13 protein-coding genes are annotated in these 15432 nt (G+C 70.8%); 11 read left to right on the top strand and 2 right to left on the bottom strand.

Annotated elements, in window-relative coordinates; translation table 11 throughout:
• The first annotated feature begins 162 nt into the window (after positions 1-162).
• Both cydD and VGE03_RS07750 read left to right on the top strand, forming a co-directional pair.
• Positions 163-1764 carry a thiol reductant ABC exporter subunit CydD gene (cydD, locus tag VGE03_RS07755; RefSeq protein ID WP_331045906.1) on the top strand — a complete coding sequence of 534 codons (1602 nt, stop codon included), beginning with the start codon at positions 163-165 and terminating at the stop codon, positions 1762-1764.
• Complete coding sequence (locus VGE03_RS07750) at positions 1761-3407, top strand: amino acid ABC transporter ATP-binding/permease protein (protein WP_331045905.1); 1647 nt, start codon at positions 1761-1763, stop codon at positions 3405-3407. Before cydD ends, VGE03_RS07750 begins: the two co-directional genes overlap by 4 nt.
• Here the strand turns inward: VGE03_RS07750 and VGE03_RS07745 are convergent.
• The gene (locus VGE03_RS07745) at positions 3404-4141 is read right to left on the bottom strand and encodes a Crp/Fnr family transcriptional regulator (protein ID WP_331045904.1); all 738 of its coding nucleotides are present in this window, start codon (positions 4139-4141) and stop codon (positions 3404-3406) included. The genes VGE03_RS07750 and VGE03_RS07745 overlap by 4 nt on opposite strands.
• Before the next feature lie 47 nt (positions 4142-4188).
• Between VGE03_RS07745 and VGE03_RS07740 the strand changes: the two genes are divergently transcribed.
• From VGE03_RS07740 to VGE03_RS07715, 6 genes are all read left to right on the top strand, one after another.
• Complete coding sequence (locus VGE03_RS07740) at positions 4189-4638, top strand: hypothetical protein (protein WP_331045903.1); 450 nt, start codon at positions 4189-4191, stop codon at positions 4636-4638.
• A 47-nt stretch (positions 4639-4685) separates the two neighbouring features.
• Positions 4686-5207, top strand: a complete 522-nt coding sequence (locus VGE03_RS07735; protein WP_331045902.1) for a sigma-70 family RNA polymerase sigma factor — start codon at positions 4686-4688, stop codon at positions 5205-5207.
• A 37-nt stretch (positions 5208-5244) separates the two neighbouring features.
• Positions 5245-6183, top strand: coding sequence for a FecR family protein (locus VGE03_RS07730; protein ID WP_331045901.1), 939 nt, complete (start codon positions 5245-5247; stop codon positions 6181-6183).
• Entirely contained in the window at positions 6180-8504 is a 2325-nt protein-coding gene (locus tag VGE03_RS07725) for a TonB-dependent receptor (protein WP_331045900.1), read from the top strand. Before VGE03_RS07730 ends, VGE03_RS07725 begins: the two co-directional genes overlap by 4 nt.
• Before the next feature lie 111 nt (positions 8505-8615).
• On the top strand, positions 8616-9146 hold the full coding sequence (locus tag VGE03_RS07720; protein WP_331045899.1) for a porin family protein: 531 nt from the start codon (positions 8616-8618) through the stop codon (positions 9144-9146).
• A gap of 58 nt (positions 9147-9204) precedes the next feature.
• The gene (locus VGE03_RS07715) at positions 9205-9666 is read left to right on the top strand and encodes an Ada metal-binding domain-containing protein (RefSeq protein ID WP_331045898.1); all 462 of its coding nucleotides are present in this window, start codon (positions 9205-9207) and stop codon (positions 9664-9666) included.
• Positions 9667-9674: 8 nt separating this feature from the next.
• Here VGE03_RS07715 and VGE03_RS07710 read toward each other — a convergent pair whose 3' ends face one another.
• Positions 9675-10574, bottom strand: coding sequence for an SDR family NAD(P)-dependent oxidoreductase (locus VGE03_RS07710; RefSeq protein ID WP_331045897.1), 900 nt, complete (start codon positions 10572-10574; stop codon positions 9675-9677).
• A gap of 187 nt (positions 10575-10761) precedes the next feature.
• Here VGE03_RS07710 and VGE03_RS07705 point away from each other — a divergent pair, with 187 nt between their 5' ends.
• From VGE03_RS07705 to VGE03_RS07695, 3 genes are all read left to right on the top strand, one after another.
• Positions 10762-12930: a TonB-dependent receptor gene (locus VGE03_RS07705; protein WP_331045896.1), complete on the top strand. Its 2169-nt coding sequence runs from the start codon at positions 10762-10764 to the stop codon at positions 12928-12930.
• A 79-nt stretch (positions 12931-13009) separates the two neighbouring features.
• Positions 13010-14599, top strand: a complete 1590-nt coding sequence (locus tag VGE03_RS07700) for an AMP-binding protein (protein ID WP_331045895.1) — start codon at positions 13010-13012, stop codon at positions 14597-14599.
• A gap of 73 nt (positions 14600-14672) precedes the next feature.
• Positions 14673-15371, top strand: coding sequence for a TetR/AcrR family transcriptional regulator (locus tag VGE03_RS07695; RefSeq protein ID WP_331045894.1), 699 nt, complete (start codon positions 14673-14675; stop codon positions 15369-15371).
• The last annotated feature ends 61 nt before the right edge of the window (positions 15372-15432 follow it).

The raw sequence follows: 15432 nt of genomic DNA, 5'->3' as shown, positions 1-15432 counted from the left end.
GGCGTTAGATCGTGCCCTAGAAGTCCGGCGAGGGCGCCGCCTTGATTTCGATCAAAGCGCGCGCCGAGGGCGTAATTTAACTGGACGCATTGCCCTCGGACGTTTCGTCCAGCGACGCTTTGTCCGCTGGTGTCGGACGGCGGCCGGGCCTGGAGTAGGATGATGACCGCCGCGCCGATCACCGATGAGACGCCGGCCGCCTGGCTCGGGAAAGCCGGTCGGCCGTGGCGGCGGCTGGCCGGACTGGCGGCGGTCCTGACGATCCTGGATGTGGCGCCCGCGATCGGGTTCGCCGCGGGCCTGTCGATGAGCGTGGTCCGCTTCGGCGCGGACCCCGTCTCCGCCGCGCCGTGGCTGGCGCTGGCCGTCGGCAGCCTGCTGGTCCGCGGCCTGCTGGGGCAGGCGGCGACCTCGGTCGGCGCGCGGATGGGCCGGGCCGTGAAGGCGGACGTGCGGGACCGCCTGCTCACGGACCTTTTCGGACGGGGACGCCGGGACACCGGCCGGCTGACGGCGGTGGTCGAGGGCGTCGACGCCCTGGACGGCTACTTCTCCCGCTTCGCCCCCCTGAAGCTCGCCGCCGCCCTGTCGCCCCTGCTGATCATCGCGGCCGCGGCCTGCGCCAGTCCCGTCGCGGCGGGCGTGCTGGTCTTCACCCTGTTCCCCTTCATCTGCGGCATGGCCCTGGCCGGGACCGCCGCGACGCGCGAGAGCCGACGGCAGTTCGAGGCCCTGGAACGCCTTTCCGGCCTGTTCATCGACCGCATCCGCGCGCTGCCCGCGGTCCTCGCCTTCAACGCCGTTGATCGCACCACCGCGGAGATCGCCCGCGACGCCGCGGAGCTGGAGGTGCGGACCAGCCGAGTCATGCGGATCGCCTTCGTGTCATCCGGCGTGCTGGAGTTCTTCTCGGCCCTCGCGGTCGCCCTGATCGCGGTCTACTGCGGGTTCAACCTGCTCGGCCTCCTGCCCTTCCCCGCGCCGGAGAAGCTGGACCTCGCCCGCGCCTTCTTCGTGCTGGCGCTGGCGCCCGAGGTCTATCAGCCCCTTCGCCGCCTGGCCGCGGCTTATCACGACCGGCAGGCGGCCGAGGCCGCCGCTCCGTCTCTGGCCACGGCGGACGCCGCCGCTCCGTCGCCCGCCGCGCTCGGCGACCTGCCTCCGGCGATCCGGTTCCGGCAGGTCGCCATCGCCTATGATCCGGCGACCGCGCCCGCGGTATCCGGCTTCACCCTGGACGTCGCGCCCGGCGAGATCGTCGCCCTGCTGGGCGCCAGCGGCGCCGGGAAATCCAGCCTCCTTCACCTTCTGCTGGGGATGGCGCCGCTTTCAGCGGGTGCGGTCGAGGTCGGCGGCGCCGCCCTGGGCGATGGCTTCGCCGGACGCATCACCTGGGCGGGGCAGTCGCCGGTCGTGGTCCCGGGAACCCTGGGCGCCAACATCGCCCTCGCGGACCCCGCCGCCTGCCCCGGCCGACTGGCCATGGCGGCCCGGACCGCGGGCCTGACGCCCGACCTGGACCGGCTGATCGATGAGCGTGGCGGCGGCCTGTCCGGCGGCGAGCGCCGACGGCTGGGGCTGGCGCGCGCCATTCTGAAGCGCGCCCCGATCCTCTTGCTGGACGAGCCTACCGCCAATCTGGACCCGGTCTCGGAGCAGGCCATGCTGTCCGTCATCCACGCCGCGGCGCAGGGGCGGACCACCCTGATCGCGACCCATTCCGAAGCGGTCGCCGCCTTGGCGAACCGGGTGGTGCGGCTGTGAGGACCGCGACGCGCATCCATGACCTGGTCGCCGATCAGTACCGGGCCCAGCGTGACCGGCTGAGGCTGGCCGCCGCCGCGGGCGCGGTGGTGTCGGTCGCCGCGGTCTGTCTGCTGGGCCTGTCCGGCTGGTTCATCACGGGCGCGGCGCTGGCCGGGGGGGCCGGAGCCGCGGCGGCGCAGGCGTTCAACTACATGATGCCGAGCGCCATCATCCGCCTGCTGGCCATCCTGCGCACCGGCGCCCGGTATGTGGAGCGGATCGCGGGCCATGATGCGGCCCTGAAGGCCCTGGCCCGGCTGCGTCCGCAGCTGTTCGACGCCGTCGCCTCCGGTCCCGTTGAACGCGCCCTCGGCCTGTCGAGCGGCGAACTGTCGGCCCGTCTGGTTCAGGATGTGGACGCGGTGCAGACGGTGTTCGTCCGGCGCTCCGCGCCCTGGAGCCTCGGCGCCGGGCTGGCCTCTGCCCTGCTGCTCGCCGCGATCGCCGCGCCCTGGGCGGTCGTCGCCCTGCTGGCGGGGGTGGGCGTCGCCTGCGTCGGCAGCCTGTGGATCGCCCGGCGGCTGTCGGCGCCCGCGGGGCGGCGCGCGCAGGTGGCCGCGGGCGAACTGAAGGACCGGCTGGCCGCGCTGGAGGCCGCCGCGCCGGAGCTGAAGGCCTATGGACTGGACGGCTGGGCCGCGCGCGAGGTCGCCGCCGCCGCCGCCGGATCGGACCGCGCCCAGATCGCCCTGACCCGCGCCGGAGGCTGGATCAGCGCCTGGCAGGCGACGGCCACGGCGATGACCCTGACCGGGGTCGCCATCGCCGTGCGGGACGCGGCGCAGCCGATGGTCGCCCTGGCCCTGCTGGCCGCGGTGATGGGCGTCGAGGCCGCCGCCGGTCTGGCCGGGGCCTTCCACCAGAACGGGCGGGCGGAAGAGGCGCTGGAGCGGCTGGACCGCACCCTGTCAGAGCCGACCCACACACACGGCGGACGACCTGTCGGAACGGATGTGACGATCCCGGGGACGGGCCAGACGCTCGCCCCGCCCGCGCGACTGGGCCTCTACGGTCCGTCGGGCGCGGGAAAGACCAGCCTGATTGAACGCCTCTGCGGCCTGCGCGAGGCCCGACCGCGAGAACTCCTGCTGGGCGGCGTCGACGTCGCAGACCTCGCCCCGGACGTCCGGCGCCGCCTGTTCGCCTATGCGGCGCAGGACCTCCGGTTGCTGGACGACACAGTGCGCGGCAATCTGCTGCTGGCGGGCCCGGCTGACGAAGCGGCGCTGTGGGCGGCGCTGGAAGACGCCGGTCTGGCCGACCGGGTTCGCGCCGATCCGGCGGGATTGGCCGCGCGTGTGGGCCCGAACGGCGAGCGACTCTCCGGCGGGGAACGGCGGCGGCTGGGACTGGCCCGCGCCCTGTTGCGCGACGCGCCCTGGCTGCTGCTGGACGAACCGACCGAGGGGCTGGACGCCGAAACCGAGGCCCGGGTTCTGGAGGCGCTTGATCGCCGCCTGACCGCGCGGGGGCAGGGCCTGATCATGGTCAGCCACCGCGTCGCGCCGATGGCCCTGTGCGACACCCGGACCGAGGTGCTGGGTCTGGAGCCGGACGGCGGCGTCAGGCTGGGGGCCGTCGACCGGTCCGCCGCGGCCTAGTCGAGGCCTTCCGCGATATCGCGCAGGCGACCCGGCTGGAGCACCAGCAGCTCATGCAGGGAGATCAGGCGGATCACGCCCGCGGCCTTCAGCTTGCTGAGCTCCCGGCTGACGGTCTCGATGGTCAACCCCAGGTAGTCGGCGATCTCGGACCGGGTCATCGGCAGGTGCACATGCCCTTCGACCGGCGGACGGATCGGGTCACGCGCGGGAAGATCGAGCAGGAAGGAGGCGATCCGCTCCTGCGCCCGCTTGCGGCCCAGCAGCAGCATCTGGTTCTGGGCGGCGGCGAGTTCGTGGGTGGCGCGGTCCAGCAGCGCCTCCTCCAGCGACGGCGTTTCCCGGATCAGGGCCCGGTACTCGGTCTTCCGGAACCGGCACAGGGTGACGTCCTCGATCGCCTCGGCGGCGAAGGCGTAGTCGGACCCGCTGGCCAGTCCGACGAAATCCCCCGCGAACAGGAAGCCGGTGATCTGGCGACGGCCGTCCGGCAGCAGCTTGTAGACGCGCACCGAGCCGGAGGTGATGTTGAACACGTGGGTCGCCGGATCGCCCTCGCGGGTCAGGCTTTCGCCCGCCTTCAGCGCCGTACGCTCCACGATGGCGTCCAGCCGCGCCAGATCCGCCGGCGCAAGGTTTCCGCAGACGCTGAACGCCCGCGCGCCGCAGCCGACACAGGCCGCCTCGCTACGCCGATTGGCGCAATCATTCGGGAGGGAACGAAGCTCTAGCATGGGCGACTGGCAGTCTATGTCGAGGGTTGCGGACGACGCAAACCGGATTGACCGAAATCAAAGCCCTCGACGCCGTATCCGGGCATCAGGGGTCCATGCTGCTGGATGTGCGCCTGCTGAGCCCGGACGACGCCATGCCGACCTTCGCGTTGGCGCGGCTGTATGAATCGACGCTGACCCCGGAGACCTGGGCGGCCCGGCTGGCCCGATCCCGAAGCGAGGGCGGCGTGTTCGGGGGGTTCGCCGGCGCGATGCCCCGGGCGCTGCTGTCCTATGACGTCGCCCTGACCTCCGCCGATCTGGAGATTCTGGTGGTCCGGTGGGTCACGGCCTTCGACCTGATCGATCCGCACCGGATCGCGGCCGACCTGGTCGCCGCGGTGCAGGCGCGGCAGACGGCTGCGGGCGGCTTCGTCGCCTGGGCGCCGGACCCCGCCTGCCACGCGGATTTTGAAGCCGCGGTGACCGGCGGCGCGGTGCTGCATTCCGTCCTCTAGCGCTTGGTCGAGATTTCGCCTCAGTTGCAGGTCTAAGGGCCGCGCTGATGGAACCATCCTCCGACAATCCGGTCGCCGGGCTTGAGGCGGTGTTCGCCGAGATGCGCCCGGCCCTGGTCCGGCGCGCCGCCGCCATGGGCGCGGCCGGCGACGCCGAGGATGTAGTCCAGGACGTCTGGCTGAAAATCCGCAACGCCGAAGGCCCGATCGCCAATCCGCAGGCCTATCTGCTGCGGATGGTCTACACCGCCGTTCTGGACCGCAGACGCGGCTCCCGACGCTCGGCGGCGCGGGACGCGGCCTGGTCCAGCCCCGCCAACCTGCCGGAGGACAGCGTGGAGGCGGCGAACGCCGAGCGCCGTCTGATCGCCGCCCAGACACTGGCCGAGGTCGAGGCGCGACTGGCGGCGATCGGCGATCCGGCCGCCGCCCTGTTCCGCCGCCACCGCATCGACGGGGTCACCCAGCGGCGCCTGGCCGAGGAATTCGGCATGGGGCTGAGCACGGTGGAGAAACACCTGCGGCGGGTCTATGCCGCAATTCTGGATCTCGGGGGGGACCAGGCATGAGGCAAATGCTTTTCGGCGGCGTCCTGGAGGCATGGGGATGAGCGCCACGGACATTCAGATCGAACGGGAGGCCCTGGACTGGTTGGTCCGGGTCAATGATCCCGAGTTCGACCAGTGGGACGCCTGGGACGCCTGGCTGGCCGCCGATCCGCGTCGTGCCGAGACTTACTGGCGTCTGGCCGAGCGCGAAGGCGACGCCGTCGAGGCCCTGGAGAGCGCGCCGGTCCGCGCCCGGCCCGTGGCGCGTCGCGGCGTGACCTTCCCGATGTCGCGACGGGCCGCCCTGGCGGCCGCGGTCGCCGTGCTGGCGCTCGGCGTCGGCTGGATCGGGTGGAGCCAGCGGCCCCAGCCCTGGTCGGTCGAGACCGTGCCGGGCCAGCAACGCACCCTGACCCTGGCCGACGGCTCGCAGGTGATCATGGACGGCGGCGCGCGACTGGCGATGGACCGGCGCAAGCCGCGTGAAGTGAAGCTGGAAGCCGGGCGCGCCCTGTTCGAGGTCACCCACGACGAGACCCGTCCCTTCCTCGTCACCGTCGGCGACACGACACTGACCGACCTGGGCACGGTGTTCGACGTGACCCGCCTGCAGGACGGCGTCCGCGTCGCGGTGTCCGAGGGCGCGGTCCGCGTCGACGCGACCAACGGCAGCGCGGTGCTGAACCCGGGCGACAGCGTGATCGCCTCCTCCCGCGGGCTGGAGCATCGTCCGGTGGACGTCGAGGCCGTCGACGGCTGGCGCGAAGGTCGGCTGTCCTGGAACAACGAGCGACTGGACGTGGTCGCCGAGGACCTGTCCCGCGCCCTAAACCGTCCGGTCCGTCTGGCGCCGGGGCTGGCCGATCGCCGCTTCAGCGGCAGCCTGACGACGACCGCCTCGCCCCGCGACCAGAAGGCGCGACTGGAACTGCTGCTGGGCGTGACCGTGGTCGAGGACGCGCAGGGCTGGCGGCTGGAACCGCGTCCGGCGCCGTGACGGCCGCCGCATGGCTGGCCGCGGGCCTGCTGACCCTTCAGGCCGGCGCTCCGCAGACCTTTGACCTGAGGTCGGGCGCGGCGGTGCCGACGATCAACCGCCTGGCCGCGCAGGCAGGGATCGACGTGGTGATCACGGCGGATCTGGCCGGCCGCCGGACGCCCGCCCTGCGTGGACGGATGACGCCGGAGGCCGCGCTGGACCGGCTCCTGCGCCCGCTCGGCGCCCGCGCGGTCCGGATCGGCGACGGGGTCTACCGGATCGAGGCGGCCCCTCCCCCGCCGCGTCGCCCGACCGCCCCGCCGCCTGCGCTCCCTCCCGTGGTTGCGGAGCCCACGACGCTGACCGAGGTGATCGTCACCGCAGTCCCGCCCGTGGGCCTGCGCGACGCCTCGGGCCGCAGCCTGATCACGCCCGGTGCGCTGGAGCGGATCGAGGGCGCCCCGGCCAGCGAGGCGGTCGCGGACCTGTCCGCCACGGTCGACTCCACCCGGCAGGGCACCGGCCGCAACAAGCTGTTCGTGCGCGGCCTGTCGGACTCGGCGATGAACGGCCCCCTGCAGGCGACCGTCGGCCAGTATCTGGGCGACCTGCGGCTGGGCTACGGCGCGCCGGACCCGGACGTGGCCCTGATCGACATCCGCCGGATCGAGGTCTTCGAGGGACCGCAAGGGACGCGTTTCGGCGCCGGGTCGATCGGCGGGGTGCTGCGCATCCAGCCCGAGGCGCCGGTCCTTGCCGAAGACACCGCCCGCTTCATCATCGGCGGCGGCATGACCTCGGGCGGAGAGGACAGCCGTGAGGCCGCCGTCGTCGTGAACCGGGCTTTCGGCGACCGGGCGGCCGCTCGTCTGGTCGCCTACGGCCGCCACGACGGCGGTTTCCTGGACAATCCCGGGCAGGCGCTCGGGCCCATGGACGGCATTGATACGGTCGGCGGGCGGCTGGCCCTGCGCTGGACGGACGATGCGTGGAGCATCGACCTGACGGGCATGATGCAAAAGGTGTCGGCCGACGACGCCCAGACCGTTCCGGCGGGCGAGACCGGCTTCAGTCGTTCGGGACGGGTGCTGGAGCCCTATGAGAGCAGCATCGCCATTGTCGGCCTGACCGCCCGTCGCAGGATCGGCCGCGCCACCCTGACCTCGGCGACCAGTCTGTCGCAGCAGCGACTGACCGAACGGTTCGACGCCACCCAGCCGGGCGATCCTTTCCCGAGCGCCGTCGACCGGCGGCAGAGCCTGTTCGCCGTCTCCTCGGAAACCCGCATCGAGATGAACGCGGGCGACGGCTGGAGCTGGTCGGGCGGCGCAACGGTGGGACTGGGCGAGGTGCTGGTCGAACGCCGTCGGCTCGGCCTGGTCATCACGCCCGCCCTGCAGCAGGGCGTGGACCTGACCCGCAGCTTCGCCGAGGTCGCCGCCTTCGGCGAGGCCGCCCTGTCGCCGGCCCCGAACTGGCGCGTCGCCATCGGCGCCCGCCTGTCGGCCGTCAGTATCGACAGCAATCTTGAAGACGTGGCGGTGGGGCTGCGCGTCGCCGACGACCGCCGGGGCGTGAGCTGGCGGCTGACCCCCAGCCTGTCGGCGCGCTGGGACGCGACGCCCGCCCTGACCCTGTTCGGCCGTTTCGAACAGGCGGTCCGTCCGGCGGGCGTGAACGAGGCCGGCGGCGCCTTCGCCCGATACCAGGGCGACCGAGTCACCCTGCTGGAGTTCGGCGCGCGCACCCGCGAGCTCTGGGGCGGCGTCTCCGCCGAAATGTCCGCCGGCTGGATGGACTGGCGCGATGTCCAGGCCGACGTCGTCACCGAGGGCGGCGATCTGGTCACCGACAATGTGGGCGACGGCGTCATCCACTTCATCTCGGTGAAGGCCGGCTGGCACCCGCTGGAAAACCTGGATGTCTCCGCCGGGGTATTCCTGAACGAAAGCAGCCTGACCCGCACCCGCTACAGCACCATCGGCGGCGGCACGACCGACATTCCCAACGTCGCCCCGGTCGGCGCGCAGATGAGTCTAGACTGGGCGCCCGGCGAGATCGCCGGCCTGCCGCTGAGCCTCGGGGCGGACTTCCGCTATGTGGGCCAGTCGCGCCTCGGCGTCGGGCCTATGCTCGACGTGCCGCAAGGGGGTTATCTGCGCGCGGAGCTGACGGCACGGCTCGGGGACGAGCGGCGCGCCGCGGTGCTGCGCATCTCCAATCCGTTCGACACCCGCGGCATCCGCTACGGCATCGGCTCGCCGTACCAGTTGTCCGAGCCGCAGGCCGCGCCCGTGCGCCCCTTGACGGTCCGCCTGACCTTCGAGGCCGCCTTCTGACGAAAATCGGCAGGGAAGCGTAAGGCGCCGCCGTTCGGACGGCGTCCTGAAAACAGGGCCGGGATCACGGCCCCGCACTTCTCCCGACCTTCTGAAAAGACGAGCCTTCCCATGTCCAAGACCGCGATCGCGGCCTCCGCCTTCCTTCTCCTTTCCCTGCCGGGCGTCGCCTTCGCGCAGGACGAAACCCGCTTCTACGGCGGCCTCGGCTACAGCGCCGTGGACACCGGCCAGGCCGAACTGGGCGCCGTCACCGGCCGCCTCGGCTACAAGATCCTGCCGTGGATCGCCGTCGAGGGCGAAGCCGGCTTCGGCGTGCAGGACGAGGACTATGACGTCTCCATCGGCGGCTCGTCCGGTTCGATCGAACTGAAGCATGACGCCGCCGCCTACGCCGTGGCCCTGCTTCCGGTGGGTGAGAATTTCGAAGTCTTCGCCCGCGTCGGCTACGGCACCACCGCCATCGAGGCCACCTCGGGCGGGGTCAGCGTCGAGGGCGACGGCGAGAGCTTCAACTACGGCCTCGGGGCCACCGCCTTCTTCAGAAACGACGGTCTGCGGGTTGACTGGACCCGCCGTGACTTCACCGACGACACCGGCGAAGCCGACGTCTGGTCGGTGAGCTACATCCGCCGCTTCTGATGGAAGGGATGGGCGCGTCATTCGCCCCCGATCGGCGCGCCCATTCTCCCCTCTCCTGATGCCCTCGACATCAGCCTTCGCGGCCCCGCCGCCCCGCACGTCGCGCGACCTCCGTCTCGATCAGCTGTACCGACGCGACCCGGCGGCCGAGGGTCGGTTCTGGTCTTCGGTCGTGACCACCGGGGTCTACTGCCGCCCGACCTGTCCAGCGCGCCACGCCCGTCCGGAGAATATCCGGCTGCACGACACCCTGGCCGAGGCCCGGGCGACCGGCTTCCGGCCATGCGCGCGCTGTCGTCCGGAAGAACCGCCGCTGGCGGATCGCCATGCGCGACTGATCCACGCCGCCTGCCTGAAGATCGATACGCTGGGCCGCCCCCTCACCCGCGCCGAGGCGACGGCCCTGACCGGCCTGAGCAGCTCGCGCTTCTACAAGCTGTTCCGCCGCCTGACCGGCACGACCCCGACCGGCTGGGCGCACCGGCCGAAGACAGCGACCGGACGACCGCCGCCCCAATGACCTGATCCTCAGGCCGCCGTCAGCGCATCGCCGCGAACACGGTCGGGATGGTTGACCTCATGGGTGTACTGGGCCGCCCCGGACTCCGGGACCTGTTCGGCGGCGCGGTCGCTGATCCGCGACCATTGCGCCTCGATCCGGTCCGCCGCATCCGGCGCGGCGCCGAGGTGGATGCCCTGCGTCATGGTGATGTGCGCCTGCTCGAACGCGCCCGCGCCCGCCAGCAGGATCGCCCGCGTCGGGGCGTTCTCCGACGCCAGCGCCACCACGCCGGGGCTGACCAAATCGGTCGACAGCCCCTTCAGATCGTCCTCGGAGTAGAGGCTCTCGGTCATCTGCGTCGCCGCGCTGGGCGCCAGGCAGTTCACGCGGATATCGAATTTGCGGCCCTCCAGCGCCAGGGTCTGCATCAGGCCGACCAGCGCCATCTTGGCGGCGCCGTAGTTGGCCTGGCCGAAGTTCCCGTACAGGCCTGACGAAGAGGTGGTGAAGATCACCCGGCCATAACCCTGCTCGCGCATGTGGGGCCAGGCCGCCTTGGTCAGATTGACCGAGCCCATCAGGTGCACGTCCAGGACCAGCGCGAAGTCATCCAGATCCATGTTGGCGAAGGTGCGGTCGCGCAGGATGCCCGCGTTGGCGACCAGGATGTCGATCCGCCCCCAGTGGTCCATCACCCCGGCGACCATGGCGAAGACGCCCTCGCGGTCCGTCACGCTGCAGGTCCACGGCAGGGCCTCGCCGCCCGCGGCCGTGATCTCGGCCGCCACGGCCTCGCAGGCGGCGGGCTGGAGATCATTGACGACCACCTTCGCGCCGTACCGGGCCAGCGCCAGCGCATGGCTGCGGCCCAGTCCGCCGCCGGCGCCGGTGACGATGGCCACGCGGCCGCTGAGATCGATGGACATGGTTGCTTCTCTCCCTGTCGCGGACCTTGCCGCGCTTCCCGTTTCGGGGGCCGCACTCTGATGATCCTGACCGAAAGGTCAATGTTCACTAGCCGACGAGTGAGGATTGACGATGTCCGGAATCGGTGAGACGTTCGCTGCGATGACGCCGTCAGAGCGTCCGAGGAAACATCGAGGGAGGAAGACCATGGGGCGCAAGCTCTGGCTGACCACATCCGCCGCCGTCCTGCTGTGGACCGGAGCCGCGCAGGCCCAGGACGCTGCGCCGCAGACCACTGACGACCAGGACGCCACGTCCCTGGGCGAGGTCGTCGTCACGGCCGAGCGCCGCACGACCAATCTTCAGGAAACCGCCGTCGCCGCCACCGTCCTGTCGGGCGAGAGCCTGGACGACCGCGGCGTCTTCTCGCTGGAGCAACTGCAGTTCGTGGCCCCGTCCACGACGGTGCAGAACTTCGGCCAGGGCAACTATTTCAACGTCCGCGGCATCGGCAAGTCCGAGCCCACCACGGCTATCGGCGTGGGCGTCACCACGTATCGCGACGGCGTTCCGGCCTTCCCCGGCTACTTCCAGACCGAACCCTATTACGACATCGGCAGCGTCGAACTGCTGCGCGGCCCGCAGGGCACCTTCGCCGGCACCAACGCGACCGGCGGCGCGGTCTTCATCACCTCGCGCAACCCCGACTTCTCGGGCGTGAACGGCTATGTGATGGGGCAGATCGGCAACTACGATCACCTGAAGTTCCAGGGCGCGGTCAACGTGCCCCTGACGGACAATCTCGCCGCCCGCTTCGCCGTGAACAGCGAGCAGCGCTCGAGCTTCCACGACATCACCGGCGCCTACAGCGGCAGCCCCGGCGAGGTCGACATGAACAGCGTCCGCGCCAGCGTCCTGTGGACGCCGACCGACGCCCTGCGCGTGCTGGTGAAGGCGGACTACAACAGCCTCGACTTCGGCGGCTATCCGGCTGACCCGTCGCGCGCGACCAACGATCCGTTCGAGATCACCGCCAACGGCCCGCACTCGGGCAAGGACGAGACGGCGCGGGTCTCGCTGAACGTCAGCTATGTGCTGGACAACGGCGTCACCCTGCGGTCGATCACCGGCTACCAGGACGGCATCAGCGAGTTCTCGACCGATCTGGACGGCACCAGCGCGCTGAACAACACCTTCTACGACCGCGTCGAGGAAGAGGTCTGGTCTCAGGAGTTCAACATCGTCTCGCCGGACAACCAGCGCCTGACCTGGCTGCTGGGCGCCTTCTGGCAGCATGACGACGTGGTCTTCCCGGTCACCACCTTCCCGCAGGGCGCCTATCACGTCGGCTTCCCCGAGGGCGTGATCGACTACTACATCTTCGGCGAGACGCCGAAGGAGACCAGGGCCGTCTTCGGCCAGATCAGCTACGACGTCTCGGACCGGCTGCAGATCCAGCTGGGCGCCCGCTGGTCGGAGTCCACCTCGACCAACGACGACGTCTACACGACCTATCCGGCCTTCGGCCTGGTCCTGTTCCAGGACTCCGAGGTCACCGCCGAAAAGACCACCGGCAAGCTGTCGATCAACTACAAGGTCGACGACAACAACTTCGTCTACGGCTTCGTCGCGACGGGCTTCAAGATGGGCGGGCTGAACGCGCCGAACTTCTATGTGCCGCCGCGCGACTTCGGCCCGGAAGACGTCATCGACTACGAGATCGGCTGGAAGTCGACGATGTTCGACGGCCGCGTCCGCACCCAGCTGGGCGCCTACTACATGGTCTATGAGGGCTTCCAGGTCGCCATCGGGGACCCGGAGTATCCGCTGTTCTCGTCGATCATGAACGTCGAGGACGAGACCGTCCTGATGGGCATCGAGGGCTCGGCCCAGATCCGTGTCGATGACTGGACCGTCGATGTCGGCGCCGCCGTCTCGAACTCGGAACTCGGCACCTTCTACGCCGCCGACCCGCGCCTGACCCGCACCGGCGTCTGCGACGCCAACACCGGCCCGACCAGCGCCAACTGCCAGAACCTGAGCGGCAACCGGCAGAGCTATGCGCCGGAGCTGACCTTCAACATCGGCGTCCAGTACGACTTCCATCTGCCGAACGGCGCGGTGCTGTCGCCCCGAATGGACTACGCCCACATCGGCGAGTCCTACACGACCATCTTCAATAACGAGGCGCTGGGCGACGAGCTCGAGGCCCGGAACCTGGTCAACCTGCTGCTCAGCTACAAGACCGACGACTGGACCCTGGCGGCCTATGCGCTGAACGCGACCGACCAGACCTACATCGCCTCGATCAACGCGGGCCTGCGTTACGCCGGACCGCCGCGTCAGTTCGGCGTGAACCTGACACGCACGTTCTGACCGGCCGGGGACGACGGCCCCGGCTGTCGTCCCCCCTTTCCCCTTCCCTTCCCAGTAATCGCCCGGACCACCGTCAAGGATGACCGCCCCCAACCCCGGCTTCATGCAGGACTACGCCCTGACCGTGGATCGTTTCCTCGAGCACGGCGCCCGCTGGCACGGCGCCGCCCGGGTGATCACCGCCGCGGGCGAGGACGGCGACGTCAGCCTCGGCTACGCCGACCTGCGTGAGCGCGCCAACCGGCTGTCAGGCGCCTTGCTGGACCTCGGTCTGAAGCCCGGGGACCGGATCGCCACCCTCGCCTGGAACACGCAGCACCATGTCGAGGTCTGGTACGCCGCCATGGGCGCGGGCATCGTCTGCCATACCCTCAACCCCCGGCTGACGGTGGCGCATCTGGCCGCCATGGTGGCCAAGGCGGACGATCGCGTCCTCGCCGTCGGATCAGGCCTGCGCGACATGGCCGAGGCCCTGCTGGACGCCTGCCCGTCGCTGGAACGGCTGATCCTTCTGGACGGCGAGACGCCCGAGGCGGGACGCCCCGAGATTCTGGAGCTGGAGCCCCTGCTGGCCGAACGCGGGCGGCCGGCGACATGGGGCGATTTCGACGAGCAGTCGCTGGCGGGGCTGTGCTTCACCTCCGGCACCACCGGCGCGCCCAAGGGCGTCGCCTACACCCATCGCTCCAACTATCTGCACACCCTGCGCGCCCTGCAGGCGGACTCCATCGCCCTGACCGCCGACGACACGGTGCTGGTGGCGGTGCCGATGTTCCACGCCAACGCCTGGGGCCTGCCGTTCGCGGCGCCGGCGGTCGGAGCGCAACTGGTCCTGCCAGGGCGGGTGACCGACGGCGCCAGTCTGGCGCGACTGATCGAGCGGCATCAGGTGACCGTGGCCGTCGGAGTGCCGACAGTGTGGCTGGGCCTGCTGGACCATCTCGACGCGACCGGCGGCCAGACCCCCAGCCTGCAACGCATCATCATCGGCGGCTCGACCTGCCCCGACAGCCTGCTGAAGCGGATGGAGAGCCGGCTCGGCGCCACCGTCCAGACCAGCTGGGGCATGACCGAGCTGTCGCCCTTGGGCGCCATCTCGCCCCGCACCGACAAGCCGGGCGCCGCGCGCGGATCGGGACGGCCGCCGCTGGGGCTGGACCTGCTGCTGACCGACGCCGACAACATCCCCCTGCCCGATCAACGCAACGCCGTCGGCCACCTGAAGGTGAAGGGCCAGAGCGTGGTGAACCGCTATTTCGGCGCCGACGCCCCGGCCGTCGATGCGGAAGGCTGGTTCGACACCGGCGATCTCGCCTCGCTGGACGATGCCGGGAACCTGACGCTGGCGGGACGCTCCAAGGACCTGATCAAGTCCGGAGGCGAATGGATCAATCCGGTGGAGATCGAGGAAATCATCGGCGCCCTGCCCTCCGTCGGGCTGGTGGCGGTGATCGGCCGGGCCGATCCGCGATGGGGCGAGCGCCCGCTGATGATCATCGAACCGGCGCGCGGGCAGGATCCGGACGACGCCGCCCTGAAGGCGACGCTGAAGGGCCAGGTCGCCGACTGGTGGATCCCCGAGCGCATCGTCCGGGTCGAGGCCATGCCGCTGGCGGCTACCGGCAAGATCAACAAGACCCTGCTTCGCGCCACCTATGGGGGCGCATAGGATGGGCGCCGTCTCCCCCAACGAGTCGGCGTTCCATCAGACGGGCGCGCCGGACCGCCGTGAGGTTCAGCCCATGACCACCCCGCCCCGCAAGCCCCGCCGGAAGGCCGAACAACGCGCCGAAAGCCTGGAGCAGTTGCTGGACGCGGCCGAGGAGCTGTTCTCGCAGCACGGCTTCTACGGGGTGACGATCAAGGACATCGCCGACAAGGTCGGGGTCCACAAGTCGCTGGTCCACTACTACTTCACGGACAAGCAGGAGGTGTTCGACAAGGTCATGGCCCGTCGGGCGCCGGTGACCAGCGGACGCCGGATGGAGGCGCTGGACGCCTATGAGAAGGCGGCGAACGGCAAGCCGACGGTCGAGGGCGCCCTGCGCGCCTTCCTGGACACCGATCTGGACACCTATTCGAACGGCGGCGACGGCTGGCGGCATTTCGGCGCCCTGAGCGCCCAGATCAACAACACCCCCGCCTGGGGCGCCGAGGTCATGGACCGGCTCTACGACCCCGTCGTGCTGCGCCTGATCGGCCTGCTGAAACAGGCCATGCCCGAGGCCGCGGAAGAGGACATCTTCTGGGGCTATCACTTCGTGACCGGCGCCCTGACCCTCAGCCTGGCCCGGACGGGCCGGATCGATCACCTGTCCGGCGGCAAATGCCGGTCGGACGACTTCGACGCGATCAAGGAACGCATGGCCGCCTTCATGGCCCACGGCTTCACCGGCGTCTGCCGGGACCGGGCCGAGGCGCGGCGCAAGCGGAACGAATGACCTCCGCCTGACCGGCGGCCACCAAGAGACAGACGGGCGCAAGACCCGCATCGAGGAAACG

Source organism: Brevundimonas sp., from assembly GCF_036400995.1.
Classification (GTDB): Bacteria; Pseudomonadota; Alphaproteobacteria; order Caulobacterales; family Caulobacteraceae; genus Brevundimonas.
This window is presented reverse-complemented; position numbering and strand designations above follow the sequence as displayed.

Bases quoted from the DNA above. Each gene is read 5' to 3' on its own strand.
- cydD (WP_331045906.1), top strand. From the start codon at position 163: ATGACCGCCGCGCCGATCACCGATGAGACGCCGGCCGCCTGGCTCGGG.
- VGE03_RS07745 (WP_331045904.1), bottom strand. From the start codon at position 4,141: ATGCTAGAGCTTCGTTCCCTCCCGAATGATTGCGCCAATCGGCGTAGC.
- VGE03_RS07735 (WP_331045902.1), top strand. From the start codon at position 4,686: ATGGAACCATCCTCCGACAATCCGGTCGCCGGGCTTGAGGCGGTGTTC.
- VGE03_RS07730 (WP_331045901.1), top strand. From the start codon at position 5,245: ATGAGCGCCACGGACATTCAGATCGAACGGGAGGCCCTGGACTGGTTG.
- VGE03_RS07720 (WP_331045899.1), top strand. From the start codon at position 8,616: ATGTCCAAGACCGCGATCGCGGCCTCCGCCTTCCTTCTCCTTTCCCTG.
- VGE03_RS07715 (WP_331045898.1), top strand. From the start codon at position 9,205: ATGCCCTCGACATCAGCCTTCGCGGCCCCGCCGCCCCGCACGTCGCGC.
- VGE03_RS07710 (WP_331045897.1), bottom strand. From the start codon at position 10,574: ATGTCCATCGATCTCAGCGGCCGCGTGGCCATCGTCACCGGCGCCGGC.
- VGE03_RS07705 (WP_331045896.1), top strand. From the start codon at position 10,762: ATGGGGCGCAAGCTCTGGCTGACCACATCCGCCGCCGTCCTGCTGTGG.
- VGE03_RS07700 (WP_331045895.1), top strand. From the start codon at position 13,010: ATGACCGCCCCCAACCCCGGCTTCATGCAGGACTACGCCCTGACCGTG.
- VGE03_RS07695 (WP_331045894.1), top strand. From the start codon at position 14,673: ATGACCACCCCGCCCCGCAAGCCCCGCCGGAAGGCCGAACAACGCGCC.